The sequence below is a fragment of the Nibrella saemangeumensis genome, from assembly GCF_039541915.1.
Lineage (GTDB): Bacteria > Bacteroidota > Bacteroidia > Cytophagales > Spirosomataceae > Nibrella > Nibrella saemangeumensis.
Genome location: NZ_BAABHD010000081.1, coordinates 212,642 through 231,803 on the forward strand (window position 1 = coordinate 212,642; position 19,162 = coordinate 231,803).

Genomic DNA, 19,162 nt, shown 5'->3' on the forward strand with positions numbered 1-19,162 from the left:
TTCCTTTTCATTGCCCTTTTCTTGCGCCAGGTTTGAAAATAAAGGGCGTGGTATCGGATGTGTCCGACACCCGGTTACCGACCCAATACGGTATACACCCCGCCTTTTTGCGTAGCGAAAACAAGGACATTCCCTTTTTCTTTTGACAGCTTTACCGGCTTACCGTCCTTCAAAACAGTTACTGGGTTTTTCGTCAACAAGCGACAGATTGCCCCGTTCGTTGACCTTATTTTTCCGGTTTTAAGTTTGTTGTCCTTCCACTGGATATCTACCTCAAACCCTCCCCTTGCCCGTAACCCGGTTACAAAACCCGCAGACCAGTTTTGGGGTAAAGCCGGCAATACGTTAACAACACCTGTATGACTTTGTAAGAGCATTTCGGTCAGCACGGCCGTTGAGCCGAAGGTACCATCCAACTGATAGGCAGCCCCAAAAAAATTGGGAGAAAACCCGTACTTCAGATGGTACTGATGATGCTTGTAGGCCTCCTGAGCCTCCCCCAGCCGAAGCCACATCATACTGATCCAGACGCTCTGCCAGCCGCCAAAACTCTCTCCGTTCAGGTAACTTCCGTAGCTTTTGTACCGATTGCCGGCTTCCTCGACTTTGGCGTTTGGATTACCCGTCAATCGGCGTTCGAGCGTCTTACGGGCAGCTGCATATAAAGCGGGAGTGTGAACGGTGATCTGGTCGGCCGGAAACAGGCCGTAGAGGTGCGATATATGCCGGTGACCCAACTCGGGTTCCTTATAGTCCTCAATCCATTCCTGCACCCCACCGGTTCGCCGGCTGATTTGCACAGGAGCCAGTTGGGCCATTACGGTTTGCAGTTGGCGTTTAAACGGTGCCTCAAATGGCTTCCCCGGCTCACTTAACTCGTCAATAGCCCGGAGGCAGTTGGTGAATAGCTCCCGGCAAATCTGCATGTCCATCGTGGCCCCGTGGGTAAACTGGTATTGCGTACCATCTGCTTTTTCAAACGCGTTTTCGGGCGAGTGGGATGGGTTAGTAACCAGCTTTCCGGCCATCGGCAGCCCCGCTGGAATGGGTTTCAGGAAATCCAGGTAAAACTCGGCGGCTCCTTTCATGAGCGGGAAAGCCCGTTTTCTAAGGAATTCTTTGTCGCCCGAAAACTGGTAGTGTTCGTACAGATGATGAGCCAGCCAGCCGCTTCCCATGGGCCACACGCCCACCACACCATCCACGGGTGAGGTCCGCCAGAATACATCTGTCAGGTGATGCACGACCCACCCCCTGGCTCCGTACATACTGCGGGCCGTGTGCCGTCCGTGAACAGCCAGGGAATCGATCAGGTCAAACAGTGGCTCGTGGCATTCGGCCAGGTTGGCGGCCTCGGCGGCCATGTAATTCATCTGCAGATTAATGTTGGTATGATAATCCGAGCTCCAGGGCGGGCGCATGGTCTGATTCCAGATACCCTGCAGATTGGCGGGTAAATCGCCCCGCCGGGAAGAAGCAATGAGCAGGTACCTGCCATATTGAAAGAGTAAGGCCGAAAGGTACGGGTCGTCTATTAACTTGGTTTTGAGCCGGTTTAGCCGGGCATCCTGCGGCAGCTCCAGTGGGTCGGCATCTGGGGAGAGGCTTAGTTTGACCCGGTCATAAAGCGAGCGGTAGTCGGTCAGGTGGTTCTGCCATAGTACCTTAATGGGCTGGTCGACTGCTTTCTGCAACGTCTCGGCTGACCGTTTTTCGGGGTTGGGTTGCCGGTAGTCGGTGGCGGCTGCCAGGTAGAGCGTGAGTTCATCGGCGTTCGTTACCGTCATCAGCCCGGTGGTATCTACTGAAATTTGGCCGTTGGGGGTAACCGCCTTCAAATCGGACGCAAAACGCATCCCGACGGGTTGACCAGTTGTTTCATCAAGCCGGGCGATACGTCCGCGCAGGAGCAGCCGGTGCGGGTCGGTGGCAGACACGGAGGTGGTTGCGTCCTGTTCGCGCTGGAGCCGGATACGGACATTAACGGAACGGGGCTGAGTGCAGGTCAGCCAGACCACAACGACCTGAGCGGGATGGGAGGCAAACACCTCCCGCCGGTAGGTTTTACCCTGGTGTGTAAAGTGGGTTACCGCCACGGCTGAATCCAGACTGAGCCACCGCCGGTAGCTCTGGTACGTTGTATCGCCCGACGGGTTGAGTTGCTCGATAAACAGGTCACCCAGGGGCTGGTAGGGCTCAATCCTCAGCGGCTGACCGAGTAGCGTCTTAGTCGCCAGTTGCTCAGCCTCGTCGATTTTCCCCGCAAACATCAGCCGTTGAACCTCAGGCAGGGCGGTTACGGCACCAGGATTGTCGCTGTTGCGCCGGTAGCCGTCCCAGATGGTTTCTTCGTTCAGCTGAATCCGCTCACGCAATACACCGCCAAACACCATTGCGCCCATCCGACCGTTTCCTACCGGCAGGGCCTCCACCCAGCCCCGCTTCTCGAAATGAAAGGTCCGTTGGAACTCCGGTGCACCATAGCTAAACACGGCGGGTTGATACGCAGGCCGGTCGAACCAGAGCCGCATAGGCTTTTTCTGAGCCGGGCAGATAGACGGCAAAAGTAGAGCCAGGCACAAGATTGGGTAAAGGCGTTTCAGGAAATCCATGATTATAGCGGGTACCAACCGCCAATGCCGGCCCGATCAGGTACTCACTGTCTATGGCCGTTCCGGCTTCCGATTGCGGAAAAGACGTAGCGGCTTTATAGGGTTCAGGTCATGATCGGTTTCGGGCATTGTGGTAGGCCTGTGAACTTAGATACTCTATCTTAGAAAGACAGGCTACACTAATATTACCCCATGTTAAATCCATGATTTTTAACAATAATTATTGATCAGGGTATAATCACCAGGGTAAGCCGGACTTCTACTTCGATTGTAATATACTGAATAACAGCCGTAAACGTACAAATCTATCTCGCTTACTGTCAACTAAAAAGACATCGTTTACCTCGACAAAAAGGCAATAGTAAGGCTGTTGGCGGGCATTCATAATTTATCCTACAGACCCTATGGGGAATGAAACCGCCTGCGTGTGCGTTTATATCATATGCGAACTCTTGTCTTTGTATTTCTCTTGGCGATCGCTGGTCGGGCTGAAGCCCAGACGACTGCGCAGGCATTTTTCAATAAATACCAGGCGCAACTAAAGCAGCAGTTTGGCGGTCTGGCGACGGATGCTGAACTGAAACTGCTGCTCAGCCAGATCATCGACCAGAAAAACCTGGCCGCCGATTACAACGACTACTACAATCCGCCCAATAAAGAGCCGCTGACGCACCTGATTTTTGGCCAGCGGAAAGGAGAGGCTATACGCGCCCGCCTGAAGGGCATTAAACTCAGGGCCGAGAACCGGCAGCAACTACAGAGTACACTGTCTCCCCGGGATTATGCGGAATTGATTCGGGTGAAAGACAACCTGGTCTACCCGCTGCTTCGGTTTGTGTTGCCTAAAACAACCCCGACGCCGATTGCAGTCGGCAAGCTCAACACGGGCGAACAAATTGCCGTGCTGGCTTACCGCTACCTCGGTGTCCAATACGGACCACTGGGCGCCGGCACCTATAACCCCAAAACGGATACCGGCCGGCTCGACTGCTCGGGCCTGGTCAATCTGGTGCTGCGTAACCTGGGGCTGACCTACAAACGCGGGTCTGGCGCTAACGCCGTGAGCGGCCTGGTCAATAGCCCTGATTTTGTGACCGTAACCGGCACACCCCAACCCGGCGATCTGCTGATCCGCCAGCAGAAGAGTGGTCACTATTCCCACGTGGGTATCTACTCGGGTAACAACAAACTCATTGAAGCACCGTACTCCGGCACGGTGGTTCGTACAACCGATTATAAACCGGAGAAATGGGCGCGTATCATCCGCTATACTGGCGGGAAGTGAATGTGAAGGACAGATTGCCGCTTGCTTACTAATCTACCCTTCACCCCCCGCCCTAAAAGGTACCCGCTGGCGCGACATTGGCCCACCAAAAGCGAATGAATGCGCCAGCGGGCACCCTTTAGGGCGGGGGGTATTGCCTAACATTGACCAGGACGGCAATCTGCCCTACACTCATGAAAAACGCAGCCTGCTTTTCTCCCCAAAAATCCGTATCTTTGCGGCTGAATTTCAAGGAAGAACCTAATGATCAGTGTATCCAACGTCTCTCTCCGCTACGGTAAGCGGGTATTGTTCGACGACGTTAATATCAAATTTACCCCTGGCAACTGCTACGGCGTTATCGGTGCCAACGGAGCCGGTAAGTCAACCTTTCTGAAAATCCTGTCGGGCGAAATCGAGCCGCAGACGGGTTTGGTCAGCATCTCTCCCGGCGAACGGATGTCGGTGCTGACGCAGAACCAGTTTGCTTTTGACGAGTATCCGGTCCTGCAAACGGTAATCATGGGCAATGAGCGCCTGTGGGAGATTATGCAGGAAAAAGACGCCATCTACCTGAAGGCTGACTTTACGGAAGCGGATGGTAACCGGGCCGCCGAGTTGGAATCGGAGTTTGCCGAGATGAACGGCTGGGATGCCGAGTCCGACGCAGCCTCGTTGCTGAGCGGTCTGGGCATCAAGGAAGACCTGCACCAGGCGCAGATGGCCGACCTGAACGGTTCCGAAAAAGTCAGGGTATTGCTGGCGCAGGCGCTGTTTGGTAACCCCGACATTCTGCTGCTGGACGAACCAACCAACAACCTGGATGTCGAATCGAGCATCTGGCTGGAGAACTTCCTGGCCAACTTCAAGAATACCGTGATTGTGGTCTCGCACGACCGGCACTTCCTCGACCAGGTGTGTACGCATGTTGTCGACATCGACTTCAGCAAGGTGAAAATGTACGCGGGTAACTATAGTTTCTGGTACGAGTCGAGCCAGCTGGCCCTGAAGCAGCGGCAGGATCAGAACAAGCGCGTGGAAGACAAGCGGAAAGAACTCGAAGAGTTTATCCGGCGCTTCTCGGCTAACGCTTCCAAGTCGAAGCAGGCCACCAGCCGCCAGAAATTACTGGAGAAACTAACGATTGACGATATTCAGCCGTCGTCGCGGAAGTACCCGTACGTCAACTTCAAATCGGAGCGCGAGCCGGGCGACCAGATTCTGACGGTCGAGAACCTGACCTACACCGCCGAAGACGGTACCCGGTTGTTCGAGAACCTGTCGTTTACCATCAACCGGAACGACAAGGTATTCTTCTACAGCCGCGATGGTCTGGCCGTAACCGCCCTGTTCGATATATTAGCTGGTGAGCGCAAAGCCGATTCGGGCAGCTTTAAGTGGGGTATTACCATCACCCCGGCGTACTTCCCGAACGACAACGGCCGCGACAAATACTTCCAGAACGACCTGAACCTGGTAGACTGGCTGCGGCAGTTCTCGGCGGAAAAAGACGAAAGCTTTATCCGCGGCTTCCTGGGCCGGATGCTTTTCTCCGGAGAAGAGTCGCTGAAGAAATCATCGGTACTGTCGGGAGGAGAAAAAGTCCGGTGTATGCTGTCGAAGATGATGCTGTCGGGTGCCAACGTGGTCATGCTGGACGAGCCGACCAACCACCTTGACCTCGAATCCATCACGGCCCTGAACAACGGCCTGATTGACTTCAAAGGTCCGGTGCTGTTCACCAGCCATGACCACCAGTTTGTGCAGACCGTTGCCAACCGCATCATCGAAATCACCCCGGTGGGCACCCTCGACAAACTGATGACCTACGACGACTACCTCACCGACGAGCGCGTAAAAGCCCAGCGGGAGGAGTTGTACTCGGCTGTGGCGTAAGACGATTCGACTTAATACCAATAAAAGTGAGCAGATAAACTGTACATTTACATGTTATCTGCTCACTTTTTATTATGGGCAATACCATTATGGAGCGTGCAAAGTACTGACTGGCAGTAAGGTCAAACGCTTCGGCTGGCTTTAAGATGTATTGTTGACAGCTTTTGCCCCTATATCCATTCTTCACGTTTGCGACGACACATCTCCCGTCGAACCAATAGGCCACCCCTTCTGCGTTGGAACCGGCAGATCATAAACACGACATAATCTTCAGACTACCCTTTCATAAAAAGTCAGCGCGTACACCTAGGGTACTTTTAGTATAGCTTGTCTTTACCAATATAGTCTGTTTTACCGCTGGTCATGCATCACCTCCGAATCCTCTTTTTATTGCTAATGTTCTGTGGCCAAGAGATTCGGGCACAAACGAGCACCCCAGACCAGTTGTACCGCCAGCTACAGAATAATTTGGCTTCGGGCTGGAACACGTGGAATACCCGCAGTATACTGAGTCATGTGCTACTGCCTCAAGGGCTGGCGGTGAATATTGGGGTAAAAAGCAATGGAATAACTGGCCATCGCTTCCTGCAGGAAGCATACCTCTCACCGAAAGAACCGCGATCCGAAACGGTGGTGGCAGGCTATCACGCCTATGATGGACGCTATACCGAATGCACCGTCACGTGGGAAGGCACCCAGTTCCGGGTAGAGAGTGCCCACGATGGTACGGGTCTTGTCGTACTGATTACCCCCCTGAAGCTACCGGCTCGTCCGCCTTCTCTGATTGTGGAAGCAGGTATGCTCTGGAATAGGCCAGGAAGCGTAAGTGCGCAGAAAAACGGCTTACTGGCTCAGGCAGGTACCCACCGGTTCTTGGTACAAAGCACCGCCCCGACGCTGGCAGAAGCCCTGCCGCTGACGGGCAAACACCTGAGCGTTCTGTTCGATAAAGTGATCGGCCTTTCGGTGGGTACACCCCGATCGCTCGACGATATCCGGCGGATCGTGCGTCAGGAGCGGCTCGCCTTTGAGAAAACGCTGGCCCGGCACGGTACGCTAACCGAAACGTACCTCGTTCAACAGAGTGCCCTGGCCTGGAATATGATTTACGACCCTGACTTACGCGGGGTTGTGGCCCCCGTCAGCCGTTTCTGGAATACCTTCTTCGGCGGACAATACGTGCTCTTTGACTGGGATACGTACCTTTCGGCGTATATGGCCGGCCTCGACAATCGGCCGCTGGCCTATGCCAACGCGGTGGAAGCAACCAAAGGCATCGACCGTTTCGGTATGGTGCCCAATTACGTAGCGGGTGGCGGATTAGGGTCACCTGACCGGTCGCAGCCGCCAGTAGGAAGCCTGATGATTCTGGCCCTGTACCACCAATACCACGACCGCTGGCTGCTGGAGTTGACATTCGATCGGCTTCTGCGCTGGAACCGTTGGTGGCCCACGCACCGCGATACCGGCGGACTACTTTGCTGGGGGTCTGACAATGTCCCGCCCGACGGGGCCGCCCATAGCTGGCAGGGAGCCGCTTATGAGTCAGGGCTGGATAACTCGCCCATGTACGATGGGGTACCGTTTAACCCAAAAACCAATCAGCTTCAACTGGCTGATGTAGGCCTGAACAGCCTGTACATTGCTGACTGTAAGGCCCTGGCGGAACTGGCCCAGGTGCTGGACCGACCCGGCGAAGCCACTGAACTGAAGCAACGGGCCGATAGCTATAGTAAGGCACTACAAACGTTATGGCAGGAAGAAAAGGGGATATTTCTGAATCGCCGTACAGACACCGGGCAGTTTAGCGACCGCTTATCACCCACCTTGTTTTACCCCATGCTGGCCGGGGTAGCTACTCCTGAACAGGCCCGGCGTATGGTGACTGAGCACCTGCTGAATCCTGCTGAATTCTGGGGCGAATGGGTGTTACCCTCGGTGGCCCGCAATGACCCGGCATTCAGCGAGCAGAACTACTGGCGCGGGCGCATTTGGGCACCGCTGAACTTTCTGGTTTATATGGGGCTGAGAAACTACGATTTGCCGGAGGCAAGAAAACAACTGGTCGAAAAATCAAATCAACTGCTGCTAAAAAATTGGCGGGAAAGTCGGAGCGTACCGGAGAATTTTCACGCATCAGGTGTGGGACGACTGCCCAATGAAGCCCTGAACCGCAGCGATTCCTTTTATCACTGGGGTGCCCTGATGGGCTTTATGTCCTTTCTGGAACAGGGTAAGGTAGAGAGTCCAAAGAAAACCGCTCCCTGACAAAGCCGCCAAAACGCCTTCTCACTACGGCTGAACACTGCGTACCGAAAACCGGCTTTTTAGCCAGGTCAGCAGTTTATACCGGATAGAGAGCCCAATCAGCAGAGCCACGACCACTAACCCCAGCAGGATAAAGCCTGCATGTTTTTTAATAACCTCAAAATGCTGCGTGACGACTTCCCCGAAATGATACCCGGCCATACCAATACCCACCGCCCATAACGTAGTGCTCACGGATGCCAGCAACAGGTAGCGGCCGGAACTAACCTTACTCATGCCGTAGACCAGCGGGATCAGAGCCCGCAACCCGTACATGAAATGATAAACAACCAGAATGCCGGATGGATTGCGCTCGATCAGCCGGTGTACCCGCTCGGCTCGTCGCAGTAAAGCGGGTCGTTTGGCCAGCCAGCGCTGACCAGCAGATCGGCCCAGCCAGAAGTAGGTGTAACTGGTCAGGGTGCTGCCCACAAAAGCCGCCCCAATCACAAACGGCAGGGACAGATACCCCCGGTTGGCGGCAAACGCGGCCGAGAGCAAGGCGGTTTCTCCTTCCAGCACGGAACCAATCAGCACCGCCACGTAGCCGTACTGCTGAAGCCAGACTTCAAAGGCCGACAGAATAAATAATGGACTTAACACCTCATACATACCCCTCCGCCATAAACCGATCAGGTACCTGCGTACCACCACAATCACCCTGATTATTCACCTACGCAGTTCTACCGTTGGTCTACCCTAGTATAACGTTTGACAGGCCTGAATGTTCCACCGGATCAGCCAATTACTACCCTGGTCATCAGCGCTGATACACCCGCACGTAGTCCACTTCATACCGGCTGGGGAAGGTTGTCGCGGCCGGATCACCCCCATTGTCGCCACCGATGGCGAGGTTTAGCAGGATGTAGTGCGGCTGGCGGAAGGGGTTGATGCCAGTGCCATCCTGGTTGATGGTTTCACTCAGCAACACAGTATTCAGGAGTCGATCGTCGACGTACAGCCGGATGGCGGTTTCGTCCCAGTCCATGCGCCACACGTGAAACTGTTTCGACCAGTTGGGGTCGTTGAAGGATTCGATTGGCGTTTTGGTGGTGCGCCATTCGGCTTTGTAGCGCCGGGCGGTACCCCAGGCCACGTTAGCCAGCAGCATGTCGCGGTAATACTCCATGATGTCAATCTCCCCGTTGGACGGCCACTCCCCAGCTACGCCCAGTGTCCAGAAAGCCGGCCACAGGCCGGGTCGGGTGTCGATACGCCCGCGCATCTCGAACCGGCCATACAGCCAGCTGTGCAAACCACGGGTCTGTAAGCTGGCGGCCGTGTAGTCAATGGTGGGGCGGCTGGTCTTCCAGTTGTCGCTACCGGGCTGGTAGTTGGGGTTCGGACGCTGTTCGCGCCAGCCTTCGATAATAAGCATGCCGTTTTCGCAGCGGGCATTGTCGGGCTGGTACCACTGTAGTTCGCGGTTGCGGACAAAACCCTTTTCAAACACCCATTTCGTCGGGTCAGGCGGGCCATCGGTATCAAATTCATCGGCCCAGACCAGCTTCCAGTCTGTCTTAGGGGAAGTGGTTGCGCTGGTGACCGGCCGAGTCTGCGCAACGCAGAATTGGAATAGATTGCCAAAAAGTAAGCCACAAAACAGGGTCAGCGAGGTCTTCATACGCTACAAAGGGCAGAAACCCCGGCCTTCTAACCAATAATTTGCCGGTTCGCCTTATATTTCCAGGCGCTTTGTCTTTTGATTACCGAAAAAAAGAGCTTCCTGACTATGGTAAAATACGTATGCCTGCTGTGTGGACTGTTCCTGCTGATACATCCTGTTGCCACCTTCGGCCAAAAAAGAATCGGTGGCAGTACCGTGATACCCAGAATGCGGGTCATTGTCGACAATGATTTCAGTGGCGATCCAGATGGTTTGTTTCAGTTGGCTCACCTGCTGTTATCACCTTCGGTCGACATCAGGGCAATTATTGGCTCGCACCTCAAAGTAGGTGATGGCTTTGATAACTCTAAAACACAGGCCGACAACGCAGCTAAGAAAGCGAGGGAACTGCTGCAGGTCATGGGCATACCGGACAACATTCCGGTGTTAGCCGGATCCAACACGGCCATGCCAAACGACAGCACTCCCGTAAAAAGCGCAGCCGTTGAGTTTATCATTAAAGAAGCCTCGCGTACCGATACCCGATTACCCCTGTATATTCTGTGTGGGGCCGGACTTACCGAAATAGCATCGGCCTTGCTGACATCACCCCAGATCAGCAATAAGCTTACCCTGGTTTGGATTGGTGGATCCGAATACAGCGATCTGGCCCTGCCACCGCCCAATTATTCAAACCCTGAATACAACCTCAACATTGATATACCAGCCGCACGAGTGGTTTTTAACCGATCGGCGATTCCGATCTGGCAGGTGCCCCGCAACGCCTACCGGCAGGCGGTACTGCCTTACTCACAACTACTGCTCAGGGTGAAGCCGCAGGGCAAAACGGGCAGCTATCTGACCGGCGTGCTGGAGGGCCTGATGACCCGAATACAGCGGTTTGTCAATATTGGTGAGACGTATATCATGGGCGACAGCCCGCTGGTGTTACTCACCGCCCTGCAGTCTTCCTTTGAAGCTGACCCCTCTTCCAGTGATTACGTAATCAAGTCGGCCCCCAGCATTAACCCGCAGGGCGCTTACGAGTACAACCACACCGGGCGGCCAATCCGGGTGTATACGCGCCTGGACATAAATCTGATGTTCGCCGATTTCTTTGCCAAGCTGGAACTGTGGAACAAATAAGCGTCCTTCGGTGGGGCTCCGTCTAAAGGCTGCTTAGTCTTCTTTCTTTTCGACCGCGTGGCCGCCGAACTCGTTGCGCAGCGCGGCCACCACTTTGCCGGAGAAGGTATCGTCCTGCAGCGACCGGTAGCGCATCAGCAGCGAAAGCGCAATCACGGGTGTCGGTACGCCCAGGTCCAGCGCCGTTTCGAGAGTCCACTTGCCTTCGCCCGACGAGCGCATAATTCCTTTGATGCTTTCCAGTTTAGGATCCTTGGAGAAGGCGTTCTGAGTCAGTTCCATCAGCCAGCTGCGCACCACCGAACCGTGGTTCCAGAGTTTGGCGACGGCTTCGAAATCAATGGGGAACGGGCTTTTCTCCAGCACCTCAAAGCCTTCGGCAATGGACTGCATCATGCCGTACTCGACACCGTTATGGACCATTTTGGTAAAATGCCCGCTACCCGCCGGACCCGTATGCAGGTACCCGTTTTCGACCGATATCTGCTGAAAGACCGGCTCGACTCTCTCTACTACTTCCCGGTCACCCCCAATCATGGTGCAAGCACCCTCTAACGCTCCGCTGGTACCACCACTGGTACCGCAGTCGATAAAGCCGACGCCCAGTTCTTTCAGTTGCTGGTACCGCCGGATGGAGTCCTGGTAATGGGAGTTCCCCCCGTCGATAATAATGTCGCCGGCCTGTACAAAGGGCAGAAGCTGCTCAATTACTTTATCCACGAGCGGACCGGCAGGAATCATCAGCCACAGAATGCGGGGTGCCGGCAGCGCCTGGTAGAGGGCTTCCAGCGAATTGACGCCCTGCGCCCCTTCGGCTTTGATCTCGTTGACTAAGGTTTCGTTGATGTCGTAACCAACTACCTCATGCTTATGCCGCAGCAGGTTAAGAACGAGGTTAAAGCCCATTTTACCCAGGCCTATGAATCCGATGTGCATAATACGATGATGGGGATTAGTCTGATTTTCCAGGGCAAAGTAATTGGAAAATTTCGACTAATCAGCACGCAGGGGGCTTAAGACGGCCGCATTGGAGGTAACAATCTCATCGGCCAGCCCGATTCTCCGGGAATGCTCCATAGCCTCGCGGCTGTGCTTAAAGTAACACACGGCCACGCCGGCGGCTTCGACCTGCGCCATATATCCCCTGGTCCGCTCGATATGCGCTTCTTTCACCTGCCGGATGTATACGCATAAGATCTGATCCGGAAAGTGCGACACAATAGACGCGTAGATATTGGGATCCTCCTGCGTATCGTCGCCGAGCAGCACAAACTTAAGACCGGGGTACGAGAGCAGAATCCGGGCGATACGGGTAAACTTGGTCGCGTGTTTGTTCTGCCCCGTTTTCAGAATCTGGCTGAACCGCTTCAGCTGGTTGAGCAGGTATATGCCGGAGGGTAAGTCGTTCTTCTCCGAAAAGTCCAGGATATAGTCGTACAGATTCCACTCACTGCTCGATACGTAAAAGAAAGGGTTGGGAGCCTGTACCACCGTGCCCGCGTGCGCCAGCATCCGGTAATGCTCCACCACGCCTTCAAACGGGTCGCGGCTGTGGGCATTCTCCGTGAGCAGCACCTGCAGGCGCTTCAGCTTCGTGGCCGAATGCGAAATCAGAAAGGTATCGTCGATGTCGGAGATACAGCCATATTGCGTCGGGTGCGGCACGTACACCGCGCCGGTGCAACGGGCGATGACCGCGTCGGACGACCACTGGTCGGGCGGTTTGTTCAGCCATTTCCGACCGTCGGCGTAAGGGGTATTTTCCGCCAGCAGCTCCACCGTAATGGCGTGCCACCCGGGGTTCATCGGTGTTTCGGGGTCCCACTCCAGATGAAAGTAGCCTTCTTTATCGGTCTGCCCCTGAATATCCTGTCCTACCCAGCATACCCGCACAGTAGCGTTAGACAGGGGCCGTACGATAAATAGCCGCAGCAATGCCAGGGTATTCGTCAGCACATTGTTCCTGTACTTTTTCCGGGGCAGGGGGCTCAAACTAAACACATGACCATGTACAACCAGCTTGTCGACATGTCCGTAACCCCGGTATACCTTTACTTCGGGCTGGTCGGTCAGGCGCAACCAGCCTAAGATTTTCTGCTTCCACGTATCTTTCCGGCTCATTCTTTGTTTACTCTTTATAAAGCCATCTGGTTTGATCAACTTATCATCTGGTATTTTTACCTGATAACATGCAGGACTCCCGGAAGTTAAAACTATTATTTGCGATAAACCCGGTGTCGGGTGGCCAGTCTAAAGAAACCTGGGAAGAATCGATTAAAACCTATTGTGCTGACAAACCCCACGAGCTGAATCTGCTCATCCTGAACGGTGAGGATGATGAAGAGCGCCTGACAAAGGAAATCGACGCGTATAAGCCTGACCGGGTGGTCGCCGTGGGGGGCGATGGTACCGTGAAAATGGTAGCGGAGCAACTGCTCAGTAAAAATATTCCGTTGGGCATTTTGCCGGCCGGCTCGGCCAACGGCATGGCCCGTGACCTCGACCTGCCGGCCGATCCCGAGCAGGCGCTGGATGTGATCGTCAACGGCCGCGTTCAGCCGGTTGACCTGATCTGCGTCAACGACAAAGACCTCTGCCTGCACCTGAGCGACATTGGCCTGAACGCTCAACTGGTCAAATACTACCACGAAAACAACTGGCGGGGCAAACTGGGCTATGCGCGGGGAGTCTTGCGGGTGCTGCTGAACAAGCGACCCATGACCGTAGAAATATCAACCACAAAAGGCGTGCTGCGCCGGGAAGCTTTTATGGTGGCGCTGGCCAACGCCCGGATGTACGGGACCGGTGCGATCATTAACCCCGATGGCGACGTATCCGACGGCTATTTTGAGGTGGTGATTATCCGCCAGTTTTCCTGGTTCGAGTTCCTGAAGATGTTCTGGCGGTATCGGCCCTTCGACCCGAAAAAAATTGAAGTCCTCCAGGCAAAAGCCCTGATTATCGAAACCCGGAAACGGGCTTATTTTCAGATTGACGGCGAATACCGGGGCCGCATCAAACGGCTGGAAGCCCGCATTATGCCGGGAGGCTTGAAAGTGATGCTGCCGCAGGAGAAGAAGGGTGAATGATTTTTTGTCATCCGACAAAGGAGGACGGCCGGTGCCGAGGGATCTCCCGTGTCAGCAACCAATGCGCCCCCCCTATGTCGGATGACAAATACAACTAAGTGACAAAACACTACATTTTACAATCCGACAGAATCTGCTGGTGGTTTTTTATATAAGCGTCATCGCCGGCTTTCTGGGCCAGGGCGAGGCCCTGCTGGGCGTCGGTGCGGGCGGCTTTGCAATCGCCCATTTTGGCGGCAATCTTGGCCCGCAGATAATAGGTCCAGTACTGCTTGTCTTTGTCGACTACCTTGTTGGCCCACTCCAGCGCCTGTTTCATGTCGCGGTTGGTCTGGTAGTAATAATCGGCTGCCGCAAAGTATATGCCCATGTTGGCGTCGGGTTTGGCGGTTTGCTCCTGAATCTGGGCCATAATCCGGGCGTCCGGGTCGTGTTTCACCGGAATGCTCACCTGCGTGTTCTCCCACCGCATCGCCAGATTAGCCGTGGTAGGTGTGAAGTCGGTGAAGTCAATGGTAAAAAATTCAGCGGGCGTGGCCAGTCGCACCGGCTTCACCGTAAAGCGCATCACATCGTTTTCCTGCTTATAGGCAAAAGCCCCAAAGGCATTGGCATCCTTGTTCAGGATGATGGTCCATTCGTTGGCATTCGGAATGGTATAGATCCCGTAACTGCCGGCAGCCAGTTTCTGGTTGTTGATCATTACCTCGTCGGAGACAGTCAGTTTGGTGATCATGTTGGCACCCGTCCGCCAGACTTTGCCATACGGTACCTGGTCACTAAACATTTTACGGCCCTTTAAGGCCGGGCGGCTGTAATCGACCGTTACCTTGGCCAAACCAACCGTTTGCGCTACGGTAGCCGCCGGACTGGCAGCGGGGGTAGCAATCTGTGCCTGGCTCAACGACACCAGCGAAAGCGCTAAAGCTGCACTCAATACGAGTTTTTTCATGGGTGAATAGATGGTTCGTGTACTGATGAATGATGATGAATTTGTTGGCCAAAATTCGGCATTCAACGGGCAATTTCCAATTCCGGGAGAGAACAAAACAGCTTATTCTGGTTTATAGAGAAAGAACAAAACCAACAACGTTATGGCAGATCAGGAAAAGGAAGACCCCTCTAAAGAAGACATCATCCGGGCCAAGCAGGCCATTTCACCCGCAGGATTAGGTAATCGGTCAGGGGCTGACCTACCGGGTTCTGAACTTCCCGATGAGGATATTCAGGAACTCCCAGCCGATGAACTGGAGGACAAATACATGACCGGCGACGACCTGGGCGAAAATGTCCGGGAAATGAACCCAAACCGCAACCGCGACGGCAAAGCCGACCTCGACAAACCCGCTTATGGGGGAGGTCATTAATAGTTGATGTTGGACCAGATGAAATCAAGCCGGGCATTTCAGTAAACCCGGCTTGATTTCTTTACAAAAAAGAAAGCGATGACCAACTCCACAGATGATCCCAATAATTCAGATCTGACTGACCAGGGCCCGAAGACCCAACAGAACCCGGAGCGCCAGACCGAAGAAGACGATGCCACCGACTATATAGATCGGGAAGACCTGCTCAACCTCAGCAGCACCGATGAACTGGAAGCACAGAGCCGCATACGTGACCCAGGCCGGCATACTGAGGATTGATAGCCGCCAAATGCTTCACTCACTTATCGTCCATACGCACGATTTTGGGGATGAACGTACCGACAATGTCGACCAGGTCGCGCTGAAAGGCCATGACCTGGTTGATGTCTTTGTACACCATAGGGGCTTCGTCGAGGCCACCGCCCATAAGAGTGATGCCGTTTTGTTTCAAGACGTCGTTGACCTGGTTCCAGGTGATGCTGTTTTTGGCGGCAGACCTTGACATGCGTCTACCAGCACCGTGCGAGGCCGAGTCGAGCGATGTCGGCTCACCCCTGCCCCGTACAATAAAGCCGGGATGAGTCATGGAACCCGGAATGATCCCCAGAACCCCCTTACCCGCCGGGGTAGCGCCTTTGCGGTGAACGATGAGTTCTCGCCCTTCGTGCGTTTCCTTCCAGGCAAAATTGTGGTGATTCTCGACCAGCGCCAATGGCGTCTCCCCGAGCGCCCGGCCTACCTTGCGGTGTATCTGATGGTGGCAGGCGGAGGCATAGTCGCCGGCCAGGTTCATGCAGGTCCAGTACTCCTGCCCGTCGGCCGAATCCATATCGAGCCAGGCCAGGTGTTTCGCTTCGCGGGGCAGCGGAGTGCGGTACATAGCTACTTTGGTAAAATGGTCGGCAATACTGGCGCCCAACCCCCGTGAACCGGAATGCGACAGTAAGGCCAGGTACCTGCCGGGTGGTACGTCGAACTCATTTTTTTCGTCGGTAATTTCGACGATACCAAACTCCACAAAGTGATTGCCCGAACCCGACGAACCAATCTGGCGTACGGCTTTATCGTGCAAACCGCGCAGCAGCGGAAGCTCTTTAAACTCCCTGCGGCTTAGCACCTCATCGTCCATTGGCTTGGGAAACTCCCGCCCGGCTCCGAACAGCGTCTCCCGCTGAAGAATGTTTTTCAGCTTATTGGTTTCGCTGTAGAGCATATGCTCCGGCAGGTCGTAAATGGTAAGGCACATGCGACAGCCGATATCCACCCCTACCCCATACGGAATAACAGCGTTCTCGGCCGCCAGCACCCCGCCGATGGGTAAGCCATAGCCCTGGTGGGCGTCGGGCATCAGGGCTCCGGCGGCCGTCACGGGTAGCCGCATGGCTATTTCCATCTGGTTGATGGCTCCCGTCTCAATATGGTCGGCCCCGAAGACCGTATACTCTTTTCGCGCTTCGCTTAATGGTATCTCGTCAGGACCAGCCTTTGGCTTCGGTACGAGTTCGGCCGCAATTTTTCCCAGCGTGGGGTTTTTCAGGTAATCATTGGGCTTTTCGCGTACTTTCTCCAGAAGCTCCAGGGCTTCCGACTGTTTGGAGTGTTTAAAGTGCTGCTGCATGACCTGCAGCGCAATGCTGATGACCTTCCCCTCCGGGTAGCCGATACGCCGGAGGTCTTTACCGGTGAGGTTATGTGTTCTGCCCATGTTTCAAAAGGTTGAGTCATATCTAAAACCTGACCGGGCCAAAATGTTTAACGTCTTAGCAATAGTAACCAGGCGGGCAATTGGTGAACCGCTAAATTTTAGTTAATTAGAGGCAGTTAACAGCAAGCCCGTTCAGGGCCAATCAAACTCTTTCACCGTTTTATATGGCTGGTCAGATACTGGTGGTCGGTAGCTCGAATACCGACATGGTTGTGAAGACCGAAAAATTGCCGGCACCGGGTGAAACGGTACTTGGCGGTACTTTCCTGATGAACCCCGGTGGTAAGGGTGCCAATCAGGCCGTAGCAGCCGCCCGGCTGGCGGGAAAAGGTACAGGTAGTCCGGTAACGCTCGTGGCTAAAGTCGGCAACGACCTCTTTGGCGAACAGGCTATCCGGCAGTTTGAGCAGGAGGGTATCCGGACTGATTACCTGGCGATCGACCCTGAAACCCCCTCGGGTGTCGCCCTCATTAACGTCGATACCCAGGGCGAAAACACGATTACGGTAGCGTCGGGGGCCAATGCCAATCTCCAACCCAGCGAGGCCGACGCAGCGTTAGAAGCCACCGCCCCCGACACCATTGTCCTGCTGCAATTGGAAATCCCTCTGGAGACGGTGGAGCACGTGATCCGGCGCAGCTACGAGCAGGGGCTGCGGGTCATCCTGAATCCGGCACCGGCCCGGCCACTACCGTTTGGGCTGTACCCTTTTCTGTACCTGCTTACTCCCAACGAGACCGAAGCCGGACTGCTCACCCACATTGCCGTAACCGACGAAGAGACGGCCGGGATTGCCGCCCGTCGACTACGCGAATTAGGTGCAGCCAACGTGATCATCACCCTGGGCAGCAAGGGCGTTTATCTGCACACCGAAGATACTTCCACGCTGATACCGGCTCCGGACGTAATTGCCCTCGACACCACGGCCGCCGGCGACTGCTTCAACGGGGCGCTGGCCGTAGCCCTGTCCGAAGGCATGACCCTGCCCGATGCAGCCGCCTTCGCCTGCCAGGCCGCAGCCCTCTCCGTCACCCGCATGGGTGCCCAGGCCAGCATGCCAACCCGGGAGGAATTGAAACGTAACTAAGGTGGGCTGCTCGTAAGCGAAAGGCAGAAGTTCAAAACAACATATTGATAAAATTTATGAGATGGATCGAACCAACTATGGACAAGATTGCAACGAAAAATATAATTCATTTTTCGGAAAATCACGAAGACATATGTAAACGAGTTTGTAATAACCTTAATATCAATATTTTTCCTGATTATTCAGGTGAAAAGTATTGGACTTTAAATAGTGGTAACTGGCAATCACACAATTTAGATAAAGAACAGAGGGTATTTATAGATAAATTTATTTTTGATGAAGATGTTATTACAAAATTCGAAAAATCTTCTAGTCAATTACTGTTTTGTTTGATAATAGTATACTAGAAGGTTTAGTACACTTTACAGATTATAGCTCTCAATTAGTTTATCAGGTACTGTATCAAAATTTCTATAACTTTGAATCAAATTTAAGAGAACATTTGACATATCTAAATTTAACCTATGAGCACGTTTTAGAGTATTATAAGTATAAAATCAATAAAAATCCTTCTAATTATTTCGCTAATTCTAGGCTGGTTTTTTTTCAAAATAAGAAAACAATAGAGGAAGCAAAGGCATTACCAAATTTACAAAAACTTGAGTTTAAAGAGCTATTGGAATTTGCATCTTCAAGTTTCCATAAAACTTCGGGGAACGCTCCTCCACTTTCATCTGGTGTTGAGTGTAAAGTTTTAGGTGATTTGAGAAATACGATCATGCACTCTAAAGATTTCACAGGTTCAACAGGTGAAATACCTCACAATTTCTCGTCATTTAAAAAATTTTTCGATTCAGTAATAAAGTTCAAAAAATTATTTAATGATTTGAAGTTGATAAAGCATAATTCAAATCTCAATAGAAGAATAAAGCAAAACATAATTATATTCGAACAGTTAAAACAAATGAGCGATCAAGACATTCATTACTTTTTTCTAAGAAAGATACCATGACACCACAAGATCATTTTGACGAGTTTACTAAGAACGTGTTTAAAAATGGAGCGCTGGGGTTAGAAAAAGCGGAAATCAGCCTATCTTGAGGGTTAATCCGACCAAAGATGTACCCCTCCGACTTGACTGA

The 19,162-nt window shown here is 53.5% G+C and carries 17 protein-coding genes; 10 read left to right on the forward strand and 7 right to left on the reverse strand.

Annotated features, from left to right (window positions below):
* Positions 1-74 precede the first annotated feature (74 nt).
* On the reverse strand, positions 75-2,612 hold the full coding sequence (locus ABD949_RS24975; protein ID WP_345248160.1) for a glycoside hydrolase family 95 protein: 2,538 nt from the start codon (positions 2,610-2,612) through the stop codon (positions 75-77).
* Positions 2,613-3,054: 442 nt separating this feature from the next.
* Here ABD949_RS24975 and ABD949_RS24980 point away from each other — a divergent pair, with 442 nt between their 5' ends.
* The 3 genes from ABD949_RS24980 to ABD949_RS24990 all read left to right on the forward strand — a co-directional run bounded on the left by ABD949_RS24980 (position 3,055) and on the right by ABD949_RS24990 (position 8,040).
* Positions 3,055-3,897 carry a C40 family peptidase gene (locus tag ABD949_RS24980; RefSeq protein ID WP_345248162.1) on the forward strand — a complete coding sequence of 281 codons (843 nt, stop codon included), beginning with the start codon at positions 3,055-3,057 and terminating at the stop codon, positions 3,895-3,897.
* Positions 3,898-4,140: 243 nt separating this feature from the next.
* Positions 4,141-5,772, forward strand: a complete 1,632-nt coding sequence (locus ABD949_RS24985; RefSeq protein ID WP_345248164.1) for an ABC-F family ATP-binding cassette domain-containing protein — start codon at positions 4,141-4,143, stop codon at positions 5,770-5,772.
* A gap of 516 nt (positions 5,773-6,288) precedes the next feature.
* Entirely contained in the window at positions 6,289-8,040 is a 1,752-nt protein-coding gene (locus tag ABD949_RS24990; protein WP_345248166.1) for an MGH1-like glycoside hydrolase domain-containing protein, read from the forward strand.
* A gap of 24 nt (positions 8,041-8,064) precedes the next feature.
* Here the strand turns inward: ABD949_RS24990 and ABD949_RS24995 are convergent, their stop codons facing one another.
* Both ABD949_RS24995 and ABD949_RS25000 read right to left on the reverse strand, forming a co-directional pair.
* Positions 8,065-8,691 carry a DedA family protein gene (locus tag ABD949_RS24995; protein ID WP_345248168.1) on the reverse strand — a complete coding sequence of 209 codons (627 nt, stop codon included), beginning with the start codon at positions 8,689-8,691 and terminating at the stop codon, positions 8,065-8,067.
* A 148-nt stretch (positions 8,692-8,839) separates the two neighbouring features.
* On the reverse strand, positions 8,840-9,703 hold the full coding sequence (locus ABD949_RS25000) for a glycoside hydrolase family 16 protein (RefSeq protein ID WP_345248170.1): 864 nt from the start codon (positions 9,701-9,703) through the stop codon (positions 8,840-8,842).
* A 108-nt stretch (positions 9,704-9,811) separates the two neighbouring features.
* On the opposite strand from ABD949_RS25000, the gene ABD949_RS25005 reads away from it, so the two are divergent.
* Entirely contained in the window at positions 9,812-10,831 is a 1,020-nt protein-coding gene (locus ABD949_RS25005; RefSeq protein ID WP_345248172.1) for a nucleoside hydrolase, read from the forward strand.
* 33 nt (positions 10,832-10,864) lie between these two features.
* On the opposite strand, the gene gnd is transcribed toward ABD949_RS25005, so the two are convergent.
* A complete protein-coding gene (gene gnd, locus ABD949_RS25010; protein ID WP_345248174.1) occupies positions 10,865-11,767 on the reverse strand; it encodes a phosphogluconate dehydrogenase (NAD(+)-dependent, decarboxylating) in 903 nt (300 codons plus the stop codon).
* A 57-nt stretch (positions 11,768-11,824) separates the two neighbouring features.
* A complete protein-coding gene (locus ABD949_RS25015) occupies positions 11,825-12,952 on the reverse strand; it encodes an App1 family protein phosphatidate phosphatase (protein WP_345248176.1) in 1,128 nt (375 codons plus the stop codon).
* Positions 12,953-13,020: 68 nt separating this feature from the next.
* Here ABD949_RS25015 and ABD949_RS25020 point away from each other — a divergent pair, with 68 nt between their 5' ends.
* Positions 13,021-13,920 (forward strand): diacylglycerol/lipid kinase family protein, encoded by a 900-nt coding sequence (locus tag ABD949_RS25020; RefSeq protein WP_345248178.1) that lies wholly within the window; start codon positions 13,021-13,023, stop codon positions 13,918-13,920.
* A gap of 109 nt (positions 13,921-14,029) precedes the next feature.
* On the opposite strand, the gene ABD949_RS25025 is transcribed toward ABD949_RS25020, so the two are convergent.
* Positions 14,030-14,872, reverse strand: a complete 843-nt coding sequence (locus tag ABD949_RS25025) for a DUF2911 domain-containing protein (protein WP_345248180.1) — start codon at positions 14,870-14,872, stop codon at positions 14,030-14,032.
* A gap of 142 nt (positions 14,873-15,014) precedes the next feature.
* Here ABD949_RS25025 and ABD949_RS25030 point away from each other — a divergent pair, with 142 nt between their 5' ends.
* Together ABD949_RS25030 and ABD949_RS25035 are read left to right on the forward strand one after the other, a co-directional pair.
* Positions 15,015-15,287, forward strand: coding sequence for a hypothetical protein (locus tag ABD949_RS25030; RefSeq protein ID WP_345248182.1), 273 nt, complete (start codon positions 15,015-15,017; stop codon positions 15,285-15,287).
* Positions 15,288-15,365: 78 nt separating this feature from the next.
* Positions 15,366-15,566, forward strand: a complete 201-nt coding sequence (locus tag ABD949_RS25035; protein WP_345248184.1) for a hypothetical protein — start codon at positions 15,366-15,368, stop codon at positions 15,564-15,566.
* 19 nt (positions 15,567-15,585) lie between these two features.
* Here the strand turns inward: ABD949_RS25035 and ABD949_RS25040 are convergent, their stop codons facing one another.
* On the reverse strand, positions 15,586-16,992 hold the full coding sequence (locus ABD949_RS25040) for an RtcB family protein (RefSeq protein ID WP_345248186.1): 1,407 nt from the start codon (positions 16,990-16,992) through the stop codon (positions 15,586-15,588).
* Between the two features lie 164 nt (positions 16,993-17,156).
* Between ABD949_RS25040 and rbsK the strand changes: the two genes are divergently transcribed.
* The 3 genes from rbsK (at position 17,157) to ABD949_RS25055 (ending at position 19,032) form a co-directional block, all read left to right on the forward strand.
* Complete coding sequence (rbsK, locus tag ABD949_RS25045; RefSeq protein WP_345248188.1) at positions 17,157-18,080, forward strand: ribokinase; 924 nt, start codon at positions 17,157-17,159, stop codon at positions 18,078-18,080.
* 77 nt (positions 18,081-18,157) lie between these two features.
* Positions 18,158-18,427, forward strand: coding sequence for a hypothetical protein (locus tag ABD949_RS25050; RefSeq protein WP_345248190.1), 270 nt, complete (start codon positions 18,158-18,160; stop codon positions 18,425-18,427).
* Positions 18,406-19,032, forward strand: a complete 627-nt coding sequence (locus ABD949_RS25055; protein WP_345248192.1) for a hypothetical protein — start codon at positions 18,406-18,408, stop codon at positions 19,030-19,032. Before ABD949_RS25050 ends, ABD949_RS25055 begins: the two co-directional genes overlap by 22 nt.
* The last annotated feature ends 130 nt before the right edge of the window (positions 19,033-19,162 follow it).